Genomic DNA, 19155 nt, shown 5'->3' on the forward strand with positions numbered 1-19155 from the left:
ACCGTCACCCGCACACGACTTGACTTGAAGGAGAATCATGTTACGTTCATTCGCCGTAGGATACGAACGCTTCTGCCGCGTCGTGCTCATGATCGCGGTCACCCACGTGGCGTTCCTCGTGCATACGCTGATGGGCGTGGTCGTCATCGGCCTGTTTCCTTCGATTTCAGCGACCTACACGACATACCGCACCTGGTGGCTTGACGAAGACCACAGCTGGAGCATCCGCCAAACCTGGACCGTCTTCCACCGCGCGTGGAAGGACGAGCTCGCCGGCGCGAACCGGTTCGGCTGGCCTCAAGCGCTGTTGTGGCTGCTGCTGATGTTCGACTACCGGGTGGTGAACTTCCATGACGCTGGAACACTCGGATACGCCAGTGCAGGCGTCTTGCTGATTGGCATGGTGTTCTACGGCCTGTTCTGCAGCCTGTCATGGGCGATGAGAGCCAACTTCAATGAATCCGGTTGGTGGATTGTCCGCATGACCCTCCAGATGGTCATCGCACGTCCACTGTGCAGCCTGTGCCTGACCGTCCTGGTCATCCTCACAGTATGCGCATGGATGACATGGCCAGGACTCGTCCCCGCATTCGGAGTAGCATTGCCAGTGTTCTTCGTCATGATGATTGTCGGCAAATTCGGCAAAGTACCGGGCATGGTCAGGCCGACCGAAGACGACAAGCCACGTCTGCGCTTGCAGACGACCGGCACCGCAGACAAGTAAGGAGCACGTATGGTATCTCTCAAAGATATCGCCAAACAGGCAGGTGTCTCCGTCTGCACCGTATCCCTCGTTCTCAATGGCAAGTACAAGAATCGCGTGAGCGACACCACCGCGCAGCATATCCGTGAAACCGCGGCATCGCTCCACTATGAGCCGAATATGCTCGCGCGGACGCTGAAAACCAACAAATCGCACACCTTGGGCTTCGTCACCGACGAGATCATCACCACGCCTTCCGCAGTGCGCATCATGCTTGGAGCGCAGGAAGCCGCCCGCAAACTGGGCTACATCCTCATCTCCATGAACACGAACAATGACAAGTCGCTGGAACGGCAGGAAATCGCGACACTCAAGCGTTACCACGCCGATGGCTTCCTATACGCGTTCATGTACCATCGCGTCGTGGACGTTCCTTCGGCCCTGCGTTCCATGCCGACCGTTGTGGTCGACGCCGAGGACGCGAACCATGATCTGCCGTCGATCTACCCTGATGAATTCGGCATCGGCTATGACGCGACCAACCGGCTCATCAAGGCGGGCTGCCGAAGGATCGCGTATTTCGGCTCAGAATCAGGAATCATTGCTCAATCGCAGCGCCTGGCAGGGTATCGCAAGGCACTGCACGATGCCGGTATGAACGATGATCCGCAGCTGATTGTGAGAGCGACGGAACACCAGAACGCCGATGAACGGGCCGTCGACCTGTTGAAAGTCGCCGCGCCTGACGGTGTGTTCTGCTTCAATGACGTCCGAGCTTCGTCCATCTACGCCGCGGCGAATGAATTGGGCATGCGCATCGGCAAAGACATCTCCATCGTCAGCGTCGACAATCTGCCGAATATCACCGACGCGTTACGTCCAGGACTGACCACCATCGAATTGCCACATTATGAGATGGGCTTCGAAGCGGTCTGCCAGCTCGTGGCGATGATCGAACAGCGAGACAAGCCGGACATCAAGCCCGACCAGATGTTTCGCTCATCCTTCGACACCAAAGATACATTCACGACAGTGCATGGTTCAATCATCGAGCGAGACTCCGTCCAACACGCAGCTCACGGGAACGAGTGACGGCAGACCAAAACGCTGACCGGCACCAGCCCAGGCAAACCGGACAAACTGTATAAGCCCATCGTCGCGGCTACCGCCACACGTCGTGGCATCCGCCCATAACCGGCCATGCCCGCGGCCCCCCCCCCCCCCCAATTTTCAACCAACAACCACCATTGCAAAGGAGCACCATGTTTCCCACTACCAACGCCACCAGCGCGCGTATCGCCACCGGCGACTACACCCATCTCGACCTGTTCGTCGAACGCACGGACGAGCTGGCATCAATCAGCTTGTCCCGCCCCAGCGATGGAGCCACCATTGCATACGCGGTCATGCCGAAGAACGAAAACCGTCACCACTTCCAGTTCGACGTGCCCGCCGGCACTGACCTCGACATCAGTATCAATCACGCGGTCTGCCGTTTCGGCTATCTGAGCGAAAGCGACGATGATCTCGACAAGGGCATTCAGTACGTCAATCTCGATCCGGATTTCGCACAATGGGATACGCTGCCCACCACGGAGGCCATCTACCATCAGCCGGAGCGCACTGGATCGCACTTCGAACCGATTGCGCACTGGATGAACGACCCGAACGGTCTGTGTGAATTCAGGGGACGCTACCACCTGTTCTTCCAGTTCAATCCTTACGGATGGGGCTGGGACTGCATGCACTGGGGACACGCGGTGAGCCGGGACCTGGTGCATTGGACGCATCTGCCGATCGTACTGGAACCGCAGCCTGAGTTCGCCGCAGACCATACACTCACCGGAGGCGCGTTCTCCGGCTCAGCCATCACCGTGAACAACGACGGTTACCCGTGCAAGGGTGAAGATGCCGATGCCATCCGCTTTGTACTCACTCGCCACACTGAAACCCGCGGCGATGAGCATTCCGTCGAAGAATACCAGACGACCTGCCTGAGCCATGACGGCATTCACTTCGAGGTGGAAACGCCATGGATCACCCGGCCGACGCCGACGACCGGCTTGGACTTCCGCGATCCGAAAATCGAAACCAACCTGCCGCTAAACAAAACGCATAACGGACGCGCGTGGATTGTGACCGCCACCAACCAGCCGGTCGACGAATTCGATCAGAATGCCGACGCTGGCATCAGCCGCGCATCGACCGCCGGCTGGTTCGCCACCTATCCGATGGGCAAGCCGGCCGAAGCGCAGGAGAACAAGGCGACCGTGCCCGTCATGACCCTGTTCTCTACCGCCCTGCCGCTGCACCGCAACTCTGTATGGCAGTATGAGGGACCGGTCCTCGCTGATTTCGGGCATCAGGTCTCCCGTACCTACGAGTGCCCGGACCTGTTCGCGCTGGACAACCGCACGGTCGCCTGCGGGGCGCTGATGCACTACCGCACTGCAGAAGGCGGTTTCCAGCCGGTTCGTTGGTATGTGGGTGATCTCAACGATGATGGGACAGCACCGCGCCTGACCGTAACGTCCAGCGATTGGATCGACTTCGGTCTCGGATACTATGCGACGCAGAGCTTCCGCGATGACCGCGACCGCCGTATCGTCATCGCTTGGATCGTCGACCATGCCGGCGTGCGTCGAGAAGGCCCGTGCCGTGCCAACGGCATCATGTCGCTGCCGCGCGAACTCCACGTCGTCAACGACCGTCTGGTCGGCAAGCCAATCAAGGAAGTGTACGATCAACTGGTCGGAGGCACGATCCAGATCGACACCGCCAACAGCACCACATCGAGCGTCAAGCAGTGGTCTGCGACATGCCCGAACGACTCGTATTACGCGGATATCACGCTGGACGACGACGCCGATTTCACGCTGACGATCGCCGAGAACCGCAACACCAACGGCGGCACGCCGGAAAGCCTGTGCCTGGTGCGTCGGGACGGGGTGACCCGCCTGGCGACAAGCGGGCAGGGTGATTTCGACAAGAACACCTATGACAGCGGCATTCGCGATGTCCGTCATATCGAGGTGTTCTTCGACCACCAGGTCGCCGAAGTGTTCCTCAATGACGGCGAAGCTGCGGGAACCATGCTGTTCCAGGCCGGCGAGCCTCAGGTGCGGATGGAGCTCGACGCCCAAGGCAGCGTCACCGCGTGCAAGGTGAACACGCTCAACACCATCTGGTGACACCTCCCCCACGCATTCAACAAGCCCTCTGCCGATGCTGAGCACCATGCCCAGTTTCGGCAGAGGGCCAGGTGTTATTGATGCTTCTTGCCGCCCGCAGGGGTGCTTGTCGTTTCATCGACCTCCTCCTCGACGGTTTCCTCAAGTTCCGCACGTTCCAGGCCGGACATCGGATAGAGGAAAATCGGCAGCATCATGAGGCAGCCGACCAGATAGAACACGTCCGGCAGGGAGAACAGGTGGAAGAAGGTCAGGCTGTTCGGCATGAGGATGCCGACACAGACCACGGCCATGCCGATCGGCGGCAAGGTCGACCACACCACGGGGTTCGGAGCGTTGTCAGCGCGCTTGCGTTTCACAGAATCAAGATATACCGGGATGATAAACATGAGACCGCCAACCAAGGTGAGGACATCCGTGAGTTTCACAGTGCCGAACAGCACGAGCGGCCATGTCTGGAACAGAACGAATGCGACGAACATGGTCAACAGGCCGATGACAGATACTACGGTTGATTTCTTCATGGCGAACCTCCTTGCGATGGCGTCCGCCTCTCCTGTGAGCCGGACGCATCCGATACTTCCAGTGTAGCCTGCTCATCGCCGTGACGCGGGAATTCACACGCGGAAAACCCCACACGGGAAGCGCAGGGAAGATTGATTGTCCGCCTGCAACCCCGTCTAGAACAATCCGCCCTGCATGAATTCGTCTTCTAGAGGCTCCTCGTCCTTGTCACGGAAGGCATCCTCGCCATGCTCGGCAAGCTCACGCTCAGCCATCTGCGAACGGTTGCGCAGAATGCCGTCAAGCCCCACCGCCTGGGGGGACACCAGAAACGCGCGATCATTGATGCCATCCAAGTACAGGCCGTTCATCGATTCGACGCGGGAGAGAGCCACATACCCCATGCCGGGCGCGAAAGCCCGACGCAAATCCATCCGCGCGCGGTCGAGAGTCATGCCCTGCGATTTATGGATGGTGATCGCCCATGCACAGCGCAGCGGCACCTGCTTGACCGAGGCGAGTACCGTTTCGCCGTCCATCATCTCCCATGCGGCGGGTTGCATGACGACGATATGCCCGTTGTCAAAACGGACCATCGGGTACTCGTCGCCGTCACGATTGGCGACGAAATCAACCACGGTGCCGAGCGAACCGTTAACATACTGCTGATTGGTGTCGTTGCGCAAGGCCATCACCGCCGCCCCGACCTTGAGCGTCAATAGTTCCGGGGCGAGCATGGTGCTTTTCAGCCGTTTGATGAGGTGCACCGGGCCGGAGGCCTGGGCTTCGTAGACGTGCTCGCGGCTGTCGATTTGCGCGAGTTTGCGGTCGTTGAGCTCGTCGGTCTGCCGGTTGTTGGGGAACAGATAGACGGCGACATCGTCTTCGGCCGGCTCGGCGCCAATGCGGGCGTCCAACGCCGCGCGATCGGCATCGCTGACCGCCCCGCGCCTGATGTCGGTGAGCACGTCAAGCAGCTGGCCGGAATCCTGACGATGCTGTTCGGTCAGATAACACACAACAGGGTTGAGTTCCGGCCATACCAACGATTCCGTGACAAAACCCTCCGGATTGCGCCCTGCCCGCTCATACCGCTCACGCATGGCGACCATTTCCGGCGGCGGAACAACAAGTTCGCGGTCCCGCTTGGCATGGGCGACCGGGGGCAGCTGGAACAGGTCGCCGGACATGACGACCTGTAGCCCTCCGAACGGCTCCGGATTGCGCCTGACCGCGCGGCATGCCTGATCGACCATGTCGAACAGCCAGGCGTGCATCATGGAGATTTCGTCGATGACGAGGATATCGGTCGCGCGGATACGCTTGCCACGACGCGTCTTGATCTGTTTGAGCAGGCTGTCAGTCATCGCCTCGGCGACGCCGACACCGCTCCACGAGTGGATGGTCTGCCCGTTCAGATGCGTCGCCGCAATGCCGGTGGATGCCGTAACCGCCACGGACGCTCCGCGCGCCCTGGCCTGTTTGACAAATTCGTTGAGCACATAGGTTTTACCGGCCCCCGGGGCGCCGGTGAGGAACACGCTGGCGCCGGCATCCAGAATCCTCAATGCGTCAGTTTGCAGCATCGGCGTGTCCCCTTTGGCTTTCCCGCTGCCGGAGCATGGCATCGATGACGCGCAGTACGCCATACTCGGTGTTCGCCGGGGCGATATACCGCGCCTCGCGCAGCAAATCCGGGTAGGCATTGGCCATCGCGAAGGACCACTCCCCCGCCCCCAGCATCTGCAAATCATTGAGATAATCGCCGAACACCATGGTTTGCGCGGGCGCGATGCCTAGCTGTTCTTGCAAGGCCACGACCCCGCGGCGCTTGTCGGTGTGCGCGTCCATGATGTCCACCCAATGCGCTCCGGAAACGACCACCTGATAGCGGTCGCGCAGCGGGGCAAACAGGGTGTCAGCGGGCACACGCACATCGCCGAAATCGAATACCGCCACCTTGAGAATCCGGTCGGCGTGCGGCCCCATCACCGCTTCATGCAGGTCGTCGAGGAAGGCGAGACGGTGGTAGTACTTGCGGCATTCGTCCACGAACGGCGTGTCTTTGCGGTTGGTATACGCGCTGTGCTCGCCGCACACCACCATGCCGACATCATGGCCTTGAGGCAAGTCAGCGCCCGCCAACAGGCCGATCATTTGTGCCACCGCGTGGGCAGGCAGCGCGGTCACACCGGTGGTGCGGCCCCGGGCGACCACAAGATTGCCGTTCTCGGCGATGAACGAGCCGGTCGGCATGGCGTCGCCGAACATGTCACGCAGCGTGAAAATCTGTCGCCCGCTCGCCGGTACGAATTCAATGCCAGCGCGTTGCAAGCGTGCGAGCAGCGGCCAGAATCCCTCAGGAATCCGGCTGTCGCCGTCCAGTAATGTGCCGTCCATATCGGCGACGACCATCGCGATATCACTGGGAAGCGGCGTGGATTGAGTCCATGGTGTCGCGTTCATGCCTGGATCCTTTCAGCATTCTGATTCGCGAATAGCGGGCCGGCAGCGTATCGGTTCAGTGCCAGCAACGTACCGGTTTCATACCGGTATGGTCGCCGGCAACAAGCCGGTTCCGTGCCGGCTTCGTGCGGTGCGGCAATCGGCCGAGCTGTAGCGGGCAAAAGCGGCCGTCAGCAGTCAAATGACGGCCTCCCTGACGTTACTCGAGGGCGTTGCCGTTCTTCTCGTACGTGCGCAGCAGACTGGTCGCCTCGATGTGGCGAGCGCCAGCCTTAGCCGCCTCGGCATCCGGGCCGGGGGCCGGGACGAAGAGTAGATCGCGGTAGTAGCGCAGCTCGTCAATGGATTCGATGATATCGGCGAGCGCACGGTGGCCGCCGTTCTTCGCCGGACGGTTGCGGTAGACGTCCGGATACCAGCGGCGGGCGAGCTCCTTGATGGTGCTCACGTCGATGACCCGGTAGTGCAGGTGCTCCATGAGGCCGGGCATGTAGCGGTCGAGGAATTTCTTGTCGGAGCCAACGGAATTGCCGGCAAGCAACGGCTTGACCCCGTCTGGGGTGAACCGCGCGACATACTCGGTCACCTTGCGTTCGGCTTCCTCAAGGCTCAGCCCGTGCTCCCATTCGTTGATCAGGCCTGAACGGGTGTGCATGGCGCGCACGAAATCATTCATATGGGCGACAGCCGCATCGGACGGCTTGACGACATAGTCCACGCCCTCGTCGAGCACGTTGAGGTCGAAATCGGTGGGGACAACGGACACTTCGCACAGCTCGTCGTGGAAGATATCCAGTCCGGTCATCTCGCAATCAATCCAGATCATGCGCGAATCTTGCGCGGTATAGGTCTCTGCGTCATGTGCGTCTACCATGGTGCCTCTTTCCTCATGTATCAACGGTCATGTCCGACTTCGGCGGTATGCGAACCCCCGCGGACCGGACCTCTCAGGTTACCGCGGGGGTGGGAGAAGCATCGCGTCTCAGATCTGCGAACGTTCCTCGGCGGCTTGGATTTCGGCTGCGACCAGATCGTCATCGACCTTGCGGTCGGCGGGATCGTCGAGATAGTGGTCGAATTCGTACAGCACCGAATCTTCGGGCACCGGTGTGAGCAGCGAGACGACGACGATGAGCAGCAGCGAGACGATGAATGCGGGCAGCAGCTCGTAGATGGCGAAGACACCGCCGAGCGGTTTGATGAGATTGTGCCAGATGAGCACCGTGGCCGTGCCGCCGAGCATGCCGGCGATAGCACCGTACTTGTTCGTGCGACGCCAGTACAAGGATAGGAGCATCAGCGGGCCGAAGGACGCGCCGAGCCCCGCCCACGCGTAGGAAACAACCTGGAAAATCGAGGAATTTTGGTCGAAGGCCACGAAAATGCCAAACAGGAACATGACCAGCAGCGTGGTGCGCGCCACCATCATCACCTGCTTGTCGGTGGCCTTGCGGTTGATGACACCTCGGTAGATGTTCTCGCCCACCGCACTCGCACCGATAATCAGGTACGACGAGGAGGAGCTCATGGAGGCGGCGAAGATGCCGGAGACCACGATGCCGCACAGGAAGCTCGGCAGCAGCGCCTGGGCGATGACGATGAAGATGTTTTCGGCGGCGGCCTGCGTGCCGAACTGGGTGGGCATCATCGCACGTCCCGCGAGACCGATGCACACGCCGCATGCCAGTGAAATCACACACCAGGTGGTGGCGATGATCCTGGATTTACGAATCTCCTCAGAGCTGCGAATCGACAGGAAGCGCACCAGCACCTGCGGCATACCGAAGTATCCCAGGCCCCAGGCGAGCATGGAGATGATGGTGATGATGCCGTAATCGGTGGGCGCGCCGAAGACCGCCTTGCCGTCGCGCACGATTTGTTCGCCCATGGAGTTGAGCACCGGAGTGGCCAGATGCGTGCCGTCGAGGAAGCCCGGGATGCCGCGCAGGAAGGTCACGGTGTTATCCACACCGCCGACCGAGACGATCGAGCCGATGAACACGACGGCGAGCGCGAAGAACATGAGCATGCCCTGGATGAAGTCGGTGACGACCACGGACAGGTAGCCGCCGATCAGCGTGTAGGCGAACACGACAGCCGCGCCGACGACCATCGTCAGATGGTAATCCCAGCCGAACAGGGTGGAGAACAGCTTGCCGACCGTCACGAAACAGCTGCCCACATACACGCAGAAGAAGATAAGGATAATCAGCGCTGCGATGGTGGAAATGACATTCTTCTTGTCATGGAAGCGCTTGGAGAAGAAATCCGGCACGGTGATGGCGTCACCCGCAACTACCGAATATCGCCGCAGACGCCGGGCCACCAGCCGCCAGTTGAGATATGTGCCGATTGCCAAGCCGATCGCCGTCCACATGGCGTCGGCAGCGCCGGTGAAGTAGGCCAGACCGGGCAGACCCATGAGCAGCCAGCCGCTCATGTCGGAGGCTTCGGCGCTCAGGGCCGTCAACCACGGGCCGACACCGCGACCGCCGGCGAAATACTGTTTCGCCGAGGAATTCGAACGTTTCGAATAGGCGAATCCGATGGACAACATGGCGATGAAATACAACACCATGGCGAGCAATACCCAGAAGTCTTTGGTGACCATACCCTTCTTCTCTCAATCATGACGACGACGTGTGCAGCCTATCCGTGTGGCGGGCGGACGTCTTTCGCTGGTCTCTTTCGTCGGTCTCTTTCGTCGGTAGTACCAAGAAGGCGGCCGCTCTGATGCACTGGCAACAGGGCGGCCGCCTTGCAATCCGGCAGCAATCCGCGGAATCACGCCCGCGGGGCTGTCAGGACATCAGTTGTTGTGGAAGCCGGAGTAGTTCGGCGCTTCCGCGGTCATAACGATGTCGTGCGGATGGGATTCACGCAAGCCAGCGTCGGTGATGCGGATGAAGCGGCCACGCTCCTGCAGTTCCTTGATGTTGTGCGCGCCGACGTAGAACATCGACTGGTGCAGGCCGCCGATCAGCTGGTAGAGCACGGCGTTGAGCGGTCCGCGGTACGGGACTTCGCCTTCGACGCCTTCCGGCACGACCTTGTCGTTGCTGGTGACATCGGCCTGGAAGTAACGGTCCTTGGAGTAGGACTTCTTGCCGCGCGGAGCCATTGCGCCCAGCGAGCCCATGCCACGATACAGCTTGTACTGCTTGCCATGCAGCAGGACCTTCTCACCCGGGGCTTCCTCGCAGCCGGCAAGCACGCCGCCGAGCATGACGGTGCTCGCGCCGGCCACCAGCGCCTTGGCGATATCGCCCGAATAGTGGATGCCACCGTCGGCGATGCACGGGACGCCCGCGGCCTTGCACGCCTGGGCGGCCTCATAGACGGCCGTCAGCTGCGGGACGCCGACACCGGCGACCACACGGGTGGTGCAGATGGAGCCCGGGCCGACACCGACCTTGACCGCGTCAGCGCCGGCGTCGATCATGGCCTGGGCGCCTTCGCGGGTCGCGATGTTGCCGCCGATGATCTGCACGCCGTTGAACGCCTTGTCGGACTTGAGGCGGCGGATCATATCGAGCGCCAGACGGGCCTCACCGTTGGCGGTGTCCACGACAAGCACGTCGACACCGGCCTCCATGAGGGCGGAGGCACGCTGCCAGGCGTCACCGAAGAAGCCGATGCCGGCGGCCACGCGCAGACGGCCCTGGTCGTCCTTGGTGGCGTCCGGGTACTGCTCGGTCTTCACGAAGTCCTTAACGGTAATCAGACCGGTCAGATGGCCCTCGTTGTCCACGAGCGGCAGCTTCTCGACCTTGTACTTGGCGAGCAGGCGATGCGCGTCTTCCTTGGAGATGTTGGACGGACCGGTGATCAGGTGGTCCTTGGTCATGACGTCCTTGACCTCGAGACGGTCGTAATCCTCGGAGGGAATGAACCGCATATCGCGGTTGGTGATGATGCCGACGAGCTTGTTGTCCTTGTCCACGACCGGCAGACCGGAGATGTGGAACTTTCCGCACAGCTTGTCAAGGTCGGCGAGCGAGACTTCCGGGTTCACGGTCAGCGGGTCGGTGATCATGCCGGATTCGCTGCGCTTGACGATATCGACCTGAGCGGCCTGATCGTCGATGGACAGGTTGCGGTGGAGCACGCCGATGCCGCCGTTGCGGGCCATGGCGATAGCCATGTCGGATTCGGTGACGGTATCCATGGCCGCGGAAATCGCCGGAGTCTTCATGGTGATTTCGCGGGTGAGGTGGGTGGTGGTGTCAACTTCAGACGGAATCACATCCGTCTCGTTCGGAAGCAGCAGCACATCGTCATACGCGAGGCCGAGCTTGGCGAAAATCGGAGGGACTGGAGCATATGCTTGTGCTTGCGTGTCAAAATTTGAAGCCATAACCACACTATAAGGTCGTGACCTGACTTGCGACACGCGAACGGCCGAAATGGGCGTCATTACGAGCTTTTCGAGCGCAGCGGCACAAGACATGGACCGTGGGCATCGCGCCGCAATCCCGCATCCGCCTGCTGGTAGACAGGCCCGATCACGCTTGCGACGGACGATCCGTGTCCCTTTCCGTGTCCTTTCCCGCATCCTGCGATTTATTCCCAGCCTCGGAAGTCGGCCGATCGGCGCCCCGCCCCGACTGCGGACACACATGCTGAGCGGCATGGTGCTTCGAATACGCGGCGTCTTCCTCCATAATCTCCGGAATCCTCCTGCGCAGATACGGCAACATGGTGAGCACGGTCAGCACCGCCGCAGCGACAAGGAAGCCAATCACCACATATCTGACCGGGAAGAACAGGATGGTGACCGACCCGAAGGAAATCAGCGCGGCCCAACCCCACAGGATCAGCACCGCCCCCTGGACGGAATGGCCGATACGCAGCATCCGGTGGTGCAAATGCATACGATCGGGATGCATCGGCGACTGGCCTTTGCTCAAACGCCGCACAATGGCCAGACACATGTCCAGCACCGGCAGGAACAGCACGAGAATCGGCAGCAAAATCGGCATGAATACCGGGACATACACGCTCGTGTGCAACGAAGCCGGATCCAAATGCCCGGTCATCACAATCGACGCGCAGGTGATCAGATAGCCGAGCAGCATCGAGCCGGAATCGCCCATGAACAGTTTCGCAGGATGCCAGTTGTGCAGCAGGAAGCCGATACAGACCCCGACCAACGCGACATCGATGAGCGTAGCCATCGATGCGTAACTGGGTGACGAGCGCGCGAGAATATACGAATACAAGCCGAACGCGATACCGCCGATGGCGACAATGCCGGCGGCAAGCCCATCCAGGCCGTCCACGAAATTCACCGCGTTGATGGACGCGACAATCAGGAATGCGGTGATGGCCATCGACAGCGTTGGGGACGCGGTGACCAAGGACCCGAGTGGCAGCGAGATAATCTGCAGGCCACCCCACGCCACGAACACGGAGATGAGCAGCTGACCGGCGAGTTTGAGCATCCAGTCCAAATCCCACAGGTCGTCGGCCATGCCGAGCAGGCAAATCATGATCGCGCCCGCCATAACCACCCAAGCCTGATGATTCGCTGTAAACAAGCCGGAAATGAACGGGATGCGGCTGGCGAACAGCATGGCGACCACGAATCCGATCAACATGCCCAAACCACCCATGCGTGGGGTCGGGATGGTGTGCACGTCACGTGCGCGAACCCTGCCGACCGCGCCGATATGAATGGCGATATGGCGAATCAACGGGGTGATCAGCCATGTGGCTCCCCCGGCGACCGCGGCGATGAACAGGTAGACCCTCATGCGTCCAATCCCCCGCCGTTGATGTGCAGGGCTTCGCGAATCGCCGCCTGATCGATGACGCCTTCGCGCAAGACGTTGATGCCGTCGCGTTCCGTCGGGTCGGCCGCGACCACCGTACTGGCAATATGGCCTTGGGTTGGGCCGCCGTCAAGATACAGATCGACCTGGTCGCCGAACGCGGCGACGGCCTCGTTAACGGTCTGGGCGCTTTCATCGCCGGACCGGTTCGCGCTGGAGGCCGCCACCGGGCCGGTCGCACGCAGGATACGCAAGGACAGCGCGGAATTCGGCACGCGGATCGCCTGTGTCGCATGTCCATCGGATTCATGGCGAATCGTCTTCAACCGGCAATCCTGTTCGGCAACGGCAATCGGCGAAAACGCCCCCGGAAGGAAGGCCGCGGCGAGACGGTTCAACGGGGCCGGAAGGTACAGGCCCAAATCCTCCACATTGTCGGCATCGGCCATGATCACTTGCAACGCCTTGTACCTTGGACGCCGCTTGAGTTCGTAAATCCGGTCGATGGCCTTGCTGTTGAACGGATCGCAGGCGATACCGTACACGGTGTCCGTGGGGATGACGATAACCCCGCCATCCTTGATAATCTGCGCCGCCCGCGCAATGGACCCGTCATCGATTGTGCATACCTCGCCCATAAAACCTCCGATTGTTTCACCACTATTGCACCATCGCGTCCCGACGTGCCGGCCGGCGTGCGCTCGGGCCGCAGAACGCGAAGTGCCGGGCGGCATCACTTGATTGCGAACAGATACCGCGGCCGTGACGTGTAATCCAAGCCGGTGCGCGCCTGCGAAAAGCCGTTCGACAGCGCATAGGTGAGCATCCGGTCGGCCTGGGTAATGTCATGCTCAAGCACCAGCGCGCCGCCTTTGCGTAACAGGGCCGCGGACCGGCGGACAATCCGCTCCGGAATCAGCGTGCCGTCAGCCGAACCGCCGTACAACGCCGCCTGCGGATCGTAATCACGCACCTCGGGTTGTTGCGGCGGCTGGGATATCGGCACGTATGGCGGATTGGTGACCACAAGATCGACCGAACCGTCCAGCGCGGCCAGTGTGGTCGTATCCGTGGCGTCCCCGGCCTGGAGGTGATAGTTGTAGCCAGCCGCGGGATCGTTGCCTGCGACCAGTTTGGCGTTGCGTTTCGTCCAAGCGAGCGTCTCCGGGTACTTCTCCACAGCCCACACTTCGGCGCCGCGCACTTCGGTGACGATGGACAGGCCGATCGCACCGCTGCCCGCACACAAATCCACGACTTTCGGGGCGTACAGGCCTTCGCGGGTCAGCCAATCGATGCCTGCCTGCACTACGACTTCGGTTTCCTGACGGGGGATGAACACGCCCGGTCCGACCTGCAAATCGAGGTAGCGGAACGGGACATGGCCGACAATATATTGCAACGGTTCACGCGAAGCGCGACGGTCCATCATCGAGCGGAAATCGGCGAGCTGACGGTCGCTGGCTTCGAATCCGTCGCCCATGAGCAGGGCTTTGTCAATGTCACGCGGGCTGGTGCCGCAAGCTTCGGCGAACAACAATCGGGCGTCGTACCGGGCGGTTTCGATGCCCGCATCCTTGAGCCTGTCGGTCGCTTCGGCCAGCATTTGCCTGAGTGTTTCGATGCCCATGCGCGATAGAACTCCCTTCGATTGGACCATACCCGGCGATTGGCGGTCATGACGGCGATGCTGGTCATGCAGGTCATGCCGCATGGCCGTCTGGTCGTCATGTCGCCAAACCGTCATGTCGTCATACCGCCATACGAGTGTACAGGTCAGGCCACGTTCGCGCCTTGATGCTTCTGCTGTTCGAGACGCGCAGCCTCGTCGGCCTGAATGTCGCTGTCAATCACCGCTTGCAGATCGCCATCGAGTACCTGGTCAAGGTTATACGCCTTGTAATTCGTGCGATGATCGACGATGCGGTTCTCCGGGAAGTTGTAGGTGCGGATGCGCTCGGAACGGTCCAGCGAACGGACCTGGGAGTGGCGCATATCGGCAGCTTCGGCGGCTTCCTGCTCGTGCTTCATGGCCAGCAGGCGGGATTTCAGGACACGTAGCGCGGCCTGGCGGTTCTGGATCTGCGACTTCTCGTCCTGCATGCTCACGACGATGCCGGTGGGGATATGGGTCATGCGCACCGCGGAATACGTGGTGTTCACCGATTGGCCGCCGGGGCCGGAGCTCATGAAGATGTCGATCTTCAAGTCTTTCGGATCGATTTCGATCTCGTCGTCATCATCGTCGGCTTCGGGGAACACGATGACACCGGCAGCGGATGTCTGGATGCGCCCCTGCGATTCGGTGACGGGGATGCGTTGCACGCGATGCACACCGCCCTCGTATTTCAGGCTCGCCCAGACGCCGTCCTCCGGCGCAGGGGTGCCTTTCGCGCGGATGGCGAGCTGGACGTCCTTGACTCCGCCGAGTTCCGTGGTGTTCTCGCTTTGGATGGTGGTGGTCCAGCCGCGCTTTTCGGCATACCTGAGGTACATGCGCAGCAGATCGCCAGCGAAGAGGGCGGCCTCCTCACCACCGGTGCCGGCTTTGATCTCCATGATCACATCGCGGGCGTCGTCCGGATCGCGCGGGATCAGCGCGGTGCGCAGCGCTTCCTCGGCCTTCGGCAGTTCTGATTCCAGACGCTTGGCTTCAGCGGCGAAATCCTCGTCCTCGGATGCCATTTCCTTGGCCGCTTCAAGATCGTCAACCATTTGACGGTATGTGTTGTATGCGGTGACGATGGTGCCGAGTTCAGCATGACGGCGGCCCAGCTTGCGGATTTTGTCGGGGTCGGACGCGACTTCGGGCTGCGCCATCTGCCGTTCGATATCGTGATACTCCTCCACTGCGGTCTGCGCTGCAGGGAATTGATCCTGTGGATCCTGTGCCATATACCATTCCTCGTTACCGTTGCACGTGTTCGCGCGTCTGTATATCCGATTTGCCGCATTCCCGGCAGTCCCCGGCGCCGGCTGTGTGCCATAGGCGCCGCGGCGACGACCAGGCGTATGTCAGCGATTGCGCTTCATCTTGCTCAACTTCACCATCATATAGGCATGCTTGGCCAAGGTGCGTATTCGCACGCGACTCGGGTGCGAGACGGGCGGCGGACGTGTGAAGAGCGAGTGCGGGCGACGGACGGCGGGCGACGACACAGATGGCAAGTGCGGGAGACGACGTGCGGAATGCCGATGCGGGAGACGATGGGCAAAGCCGGGACGACGGATGACAGCTGGTGTGGGCACTGGTTGCTGGCCGCCAATCGAGGCGGCATGCGGCCCAACCATCGCACCACACGGCGATACCGCCCTAGGACTGGTCTAGAGCTGCCGATACCTCAGAGCAGTGCAATCCAACCGTCACACTGCGGCGAGATAACTGGAGGCATATGGATGCCGGGCAAGCCGCATTGCCGTGAACGCGCCAGAAAAACAACAACGCCAGTCCGAAGACTGGCGTTGATAGAAGCCTTACTTGCTGCGCTTGCCGTAACGCTTCTCGAAGCGAGCCACGCGGCCGCCGGTATCCAGAATCTTCTGCTTGCCGGTGTAGAACGGGTGGCAATTCGAGCACACGTCAACCGTCATGTGATCGCCAGCGGCGGTGGAACGGGTGACAAACGTGTTGCCGCACGAGCAAGTGACCTGCACGGCGTGATAATCGGGATGAATACCCTGCTTCATGGTGTGTCTCCTATGGAATTCGGGGGACCCGGGTCGCCAGCCCCTATGGCGGGCGTGAACCGGAACCGTCAGTATTGTACGCGCCATTACGGACGACACGCGAATGAGCCCAAGGCGTAGCAGCAACGCAGCCGACACCAGCCAATCAAACCGCGAGCCGAAACGACGCCGATAACAACACCGAAAAGGTAGTGGGGCCTCACGGGCTTGAACCGTGGACCGGCGGATTATGAGTCCGATGCTCTAACCGACTGAGCTAAGGCCCCACGTTGGAGAAAACCAACTTTTCCAATATAGCAAATCCCCTAACCGCACGCGCCCGTATCCGGAGTTCCGAGAAACGGATACTGACGACACGCGGGATTCCGCCTATGCACTCAACGACAAGAATCAAAGGATTCGGCCATTACCGAATCAGCCGGCCAGCCCAACAACAGGCACCGACAACGGCACCGGTCACATACGTCGACGGAATACTCCGACAACGTATGCGGGTCAGTCTGCCAGACCGCGGACCGCACGACCGGAAGCAAACCGGTCAAGCGCACCCGTCCGGGCAATGGCAAGATACAGGAACCAGCTCATGATGCCGGCGAACACCACGCCGCCGACGATCTCGCTGATCATATGCGTGATGCCACGAGGGCTAATCAGCGCGACGCCCTGATACCTGAAGAACAGCAGGTAGAAGCCGTATTCAATCGCCACGCACAATCCAGAAGCGATGCTCAGCGGCAGATTGTACTTGCGGTAGCGAGCCAGCGCGAACGGAATCTCCGCGAACACGCCTTGCAACGCAGCGGAAATGAAAACAAAAGTAAACGCGAAATTATTGCCGAACACCATCTCGGCGACCGCGCCGACAAGATTCACATACACGGCGGCACCGGGCTTGCGGATGATCAGCAATGCAAGAGGGCCGGAAAAATACCAGAACGCATGCAGCACGCTCGCGATGCCTGGCAACAGCGCGCCCAACACCGGCGAAATCGCCTGATACGCGAAGTTAAATCCCCAGAAGACTAGCCCGCATGCGACACCGAGCGCGGCTCCGACGGCGATATCGGCGGTGGTCCAGCGCAACGTGACCGGACGTGCGGATGGTACAGCACCGTTGCCTTGGAAAGATGGATATGTTGATTCGGTCGAATCGACCTGATTGCGAGCAAAGTTGCCCATGGGATTCTCCTGTCCCTCATGGCCGCACACAGTATTGTCTCGGAACTCGGGCGTTCCTTGACCTGTGCGGCTCGGGCGGGAACGCCACAAGCCATGGTAGCGGGCATGCACACAAACGGGAACCCGATGCGGCGTGTTCCCGGCGCGTTCTCGGCAGTTCCCGAGATGTCCTCGGCATGTTCTCGATTTCTCCCAGGAAGCTCGGTTACTGCTGCTCGTTGATGAACATCTTCATCGCGTTATCCGCGATGACCTTGGTGGCCGCCAAATCAAACCCACCGCCGATAATACCGCCGACGGATTTGCCCAAGGACACGCATCCTCAGACATACGTAACGTGTCAGATCCTGTATGAAATCACGACAGCCGATGGACTTCCGTCATGTTGAGCATGCCTAAACATACGCAACCCGTCACATCAACAATGAAGCCCCGCCTGCTTTGTACACAGACGGGGCCAAAACGAAAGGCAGCAGCTCAATCAGTCGCTGCAGCAACGGGAGCGGCGGTTGCGGCAGCAGGCTGCTTGGTCGGCTTGCCGTCGAGGGAATCACGCGGAATGCCGTACTTGTCATCATGGCGGCGCCACCAGGCGGAGAGCACCGAACCGGAGATGTTGTGCCACACGCTGAAGAACGTGGACGGGATCGCGGTGATCGGCGTCGATGCAAACGATGTCAACGCGAGCGTGGCGCCAAGGCCGGAATCCTGCATACCGACTTCGAAGGTGATGGCCTTCTGCTGCGCATAGCGGAAGCCCTTTGGATACACCTTGTACATGAGTTTCGAGAAACCGAACCCAAGCGCGTAACCGCACAGATTGTGCAGAATCACGACAGGAATCGCAAGCAGCGTTTCGGAGCTGAACAGCTTGGACGCGTTCGCGGACACGACGATACCGATGATCAACAGAATCGCGACCTGCGAGACAATCGGCAGCACAGGCGTGACCTTTTCAATCTTCTCCTTGAAAATCATGTGGCAGGTGACACCGAGCGCAACCGGCACCAGCACAATGGTCAACGCGCTAAGGAACAGCGACTGCCACGGAATCGCCACATAACGGGAGGCGAGCACCTGCATGAGCAGCGGAATCATGAACGGGGCGAGCAACGTGGACAGCAGACCAATCGACACGTCGAGCGCGACATCGCCACGCGACAGGAAGCTCATCACATTGGACGACGTACCGGACGGGCAGCAGCCCACCAAAATCACGCCGACAGCGATCGCCCCATCAAGGTGGAAGATCCAGCACAGCAAGACAGCAACCAACGGCATGATCACGTAGTGGGCGACAGTACCGACAATGACCATCAACGGCTGTTTGATAATCCGAGCAAAATCATCGACCGACAGCGTCAGGCCCATACCGAACAGGACAATACCGAGCAGATAGCCCGTATATCCTTTCGCCCATACGCTAATCGCAGGCACGAAATAGTTGATGGCAGCCCACACGATAACAATCAGTGTGAACCATTTGGTCAGCCAGGAGGCGGCTTGCTTTACTTTCTCCATGTGTATTTACCCCTTTTCCGCCGAATAACAGGCGTACTGGGCATCTTAAACGGGAACGAGGCAATTGGACGATGATGGTCAGGATGTGGAATTTCGTCTGGCGGGTACGTCGAATGACAACAACCGGCAC

Annotated in this window: 16 protein-coding genes and 1 tRNA gene; 3 read left to right on the forward strand and 14 right to left on the reverse strand. The window is 60.5% G+C overall.

Features of this window, described 5'->3' with window-relative positions:
- Positions 1-37 precede the first annotated feature (37 nt).
- The 3 genes from ACZ41G_RS06125 (at position 38) to ACZ41G_RS06135 (ending at position 3894) form a co-directional block, all read left to right on the forward strand.
- Entirely contained in the window at positions 38-724 is a 687-nt protein-coding gene (locus ACZ41G_RS06125) for a YesL family protein (RefSeq protein ID WP_464144949.1), read from the forward strand.
- A 9-nt stretch (positions 725-733) separates the two neighbouring features.
- On the forward strand, positions 734-1795 hold the full coding sequence (locus ACZ41G_RS06130; protein ID WP_464144951.1) for a LacI family DNA-binding transcriptional regulator: 1062 nt from the start codon (positions 734-736) through the stop codon (positions 1793-1795).
- Positions 1796-1965: 170 nt separating this feature from the next.
- Positions 1966-3894, forward strand: coding sequence for a glycoside hydrolase family 32 protein (locus ACZ41G_RS06135; protein ID WP_464144952.1), 1929 nt, complete (start codon positions 1966-1968; stop codon positions 3892-3894).
- 74 nt (positions 3895-3968) lie between these two features.
- On the opposite strand, the gene ACZ41G_RS06140 is transcribed toward ACZ41G_RS06135, so the two are convergent.
- From ACZ41G_RS06140 to ACZ41G_RS06205, 14 genes are all read right to left on the reverse strand, one after another.
- On the reverse strand, positions 3969-4418 hold the full coding sequence (locus ACZ41G_RS06140; protein WP_464144954.1) for a permease: 450 nt from the start codon (positions 4416-4418) through the stop codon (positions 3969-3971).
- Between the two features lie 156 nt (positions 4419-4574).
- A complete protein-coding gene (locus tag ACZ41G_RS06145; RefSeq protein WP_464144955.1) occupies positions 4575-5984 on the reverse strand; it encodes a PIF1 family DEAD/DEAH box helicase in 1410 nt (469 codons plus the stop codon).
- Positions 5971-6864, reverse strand: a complete 894-nt coding sequence (locus ACZ41G_RS06150) for a Cof-type HAD-IIB family hydrolase (protein WP_464144956.1) — start codon at positions 6862-6864, stop codon at positions 5971-5973. Before ACZ41G_RS06150 ends, ACZ41G_RS06145 begins: the two co-directional genes overlap by 14 nt.
- Positions 6865-7063: 199 nt before the next feature.
- Positions 7064-7738, reverse strand: a complete 675-nt coding sequence (orn, locus tag ACZ41G_RS06155) for an oligoribonuclease (RefSeq protein WP_015450816.1) — start codon at positions 7736-7738, stop codon at positions 7064-7066.
- A gap of 108 nt (positions 7739-7846) precedes the next feature.
- Positions 7847-9475, reverse strand: a complete 1629-nt coding sequence (locus ACZ41G_RS06160; RefSeq protein WP_464144957.1) for a sodium/proline symporter — start codon at positions 9473-9475, stop codon at positions 7847-7849.
- A gap of 198 nt (positions 9476-9673) precedes the next feature.
- Complete coding sequence (guaB, locus tag ACZ41G_RS06165) at positions 9674-11221, reverse strand: IMP dehydrogenase (RefSeq protein WP_464144958.1); 1548 nt, start codon at positions 11219-11221, stop codon at positions 9674-9676.
- 148 nt (positions 11222-11369) lie between these two features.
- Positions 11370-12620 (reverse strand): MraY family glycosyltransferase, encoded by a 1251-nt coding sequence (locus ACZ41G_RS06170; RefSeq protein ID WP_464144959.1) that lies wholly within the window; start codon positions 12618-12620, stop codon positions 11370-11372.
- Positions 12617-13276 (reverse strand): L-threonylcarbamoyladenylate synthase, encoded by a 660-nt coding sequence (locus ACZ41G_RS06175; RefSeq protein ID WP_464144961.1) that lies wholly within the window; start codon positions 13274-13276, stop codon positions 12617-12619. Before ACZ41G_RS06175 ends, ACZ41G_RS06170 begins: the two co-directional genes overlap by 4 nt.
- Positions 13277-13371: 95 nt before the next feature.
- Positions 13372-14268: a peptide chain release factor N(5)-glutamine methyltransferase gene (prmC, locus tag ACZ41G_RS06180; protein WP_464144962.1), complete on the reverse strand. Its 897-nt coding sequence runs from the start codon at positions 14266-14268 to the stop codon at positions 13372-13374.
- Between the two features lie 146 nt (positions 14269-14414).
- Positions 14415-15533 carry a peptide chain release factor 1 gene (gene prfA, locus ACZ41G_RS06185; protein ID WP_464144963.1) on the reverse strand — a complete coding sequence of 373 codons (1119 nt, stop codon included), beginning with the start codon at positions 15531-15533 and terminating at the stop codon, positions 14415-14417.
- A gap of 579 nt (positions 15534-16112) precedes the next feature.
- Complete coding sequence (rpmE, locus tag ACZ41G_RS06190; RefSeq protein ID WP_029575932.1) at positions 16113-16325, reverse strand: 50S ribosomal protein L31; 213 nt, start codon at positions 16323-16325, stop codon at positions 16113-16115.
- 192 nt (positions 16326-16517) lie between these two features.
- Positions 16518-16591: transfer RNA gene (locus ACZ41G_RS06195), tRNA-Ile, on the reverse strand.
- Between the two features lie 229 nt (positions 16592-16820).
- Positions 16821-17504, reverse strand: coding sequence for an ECF transporter S component (locus tag ACZ41G_RS06200; RefSeq protein WP_321046285.1), 684 nt, complete (start codon positions 17502-17504; stop codon positions 16821-16823).
- Between the two features lie 477 nt (positions 17505-17981).
- Complete coding sequence (locus ACZ41G_RS06205) at positions 17982-19025, reverse strand: bile acid:sodium symporter family protein (RefSeq protein ID WP_464144966.1); 1044 nt, start codon at positions 19023-19025, stop codon at positions 17982-17984.
- Positions 19026-19155 lie beyond the last annotated feature (130 nt).

The sequence above is a fragment of the Bifidobacterium porcinum genome (assembly GCF_055378475.1).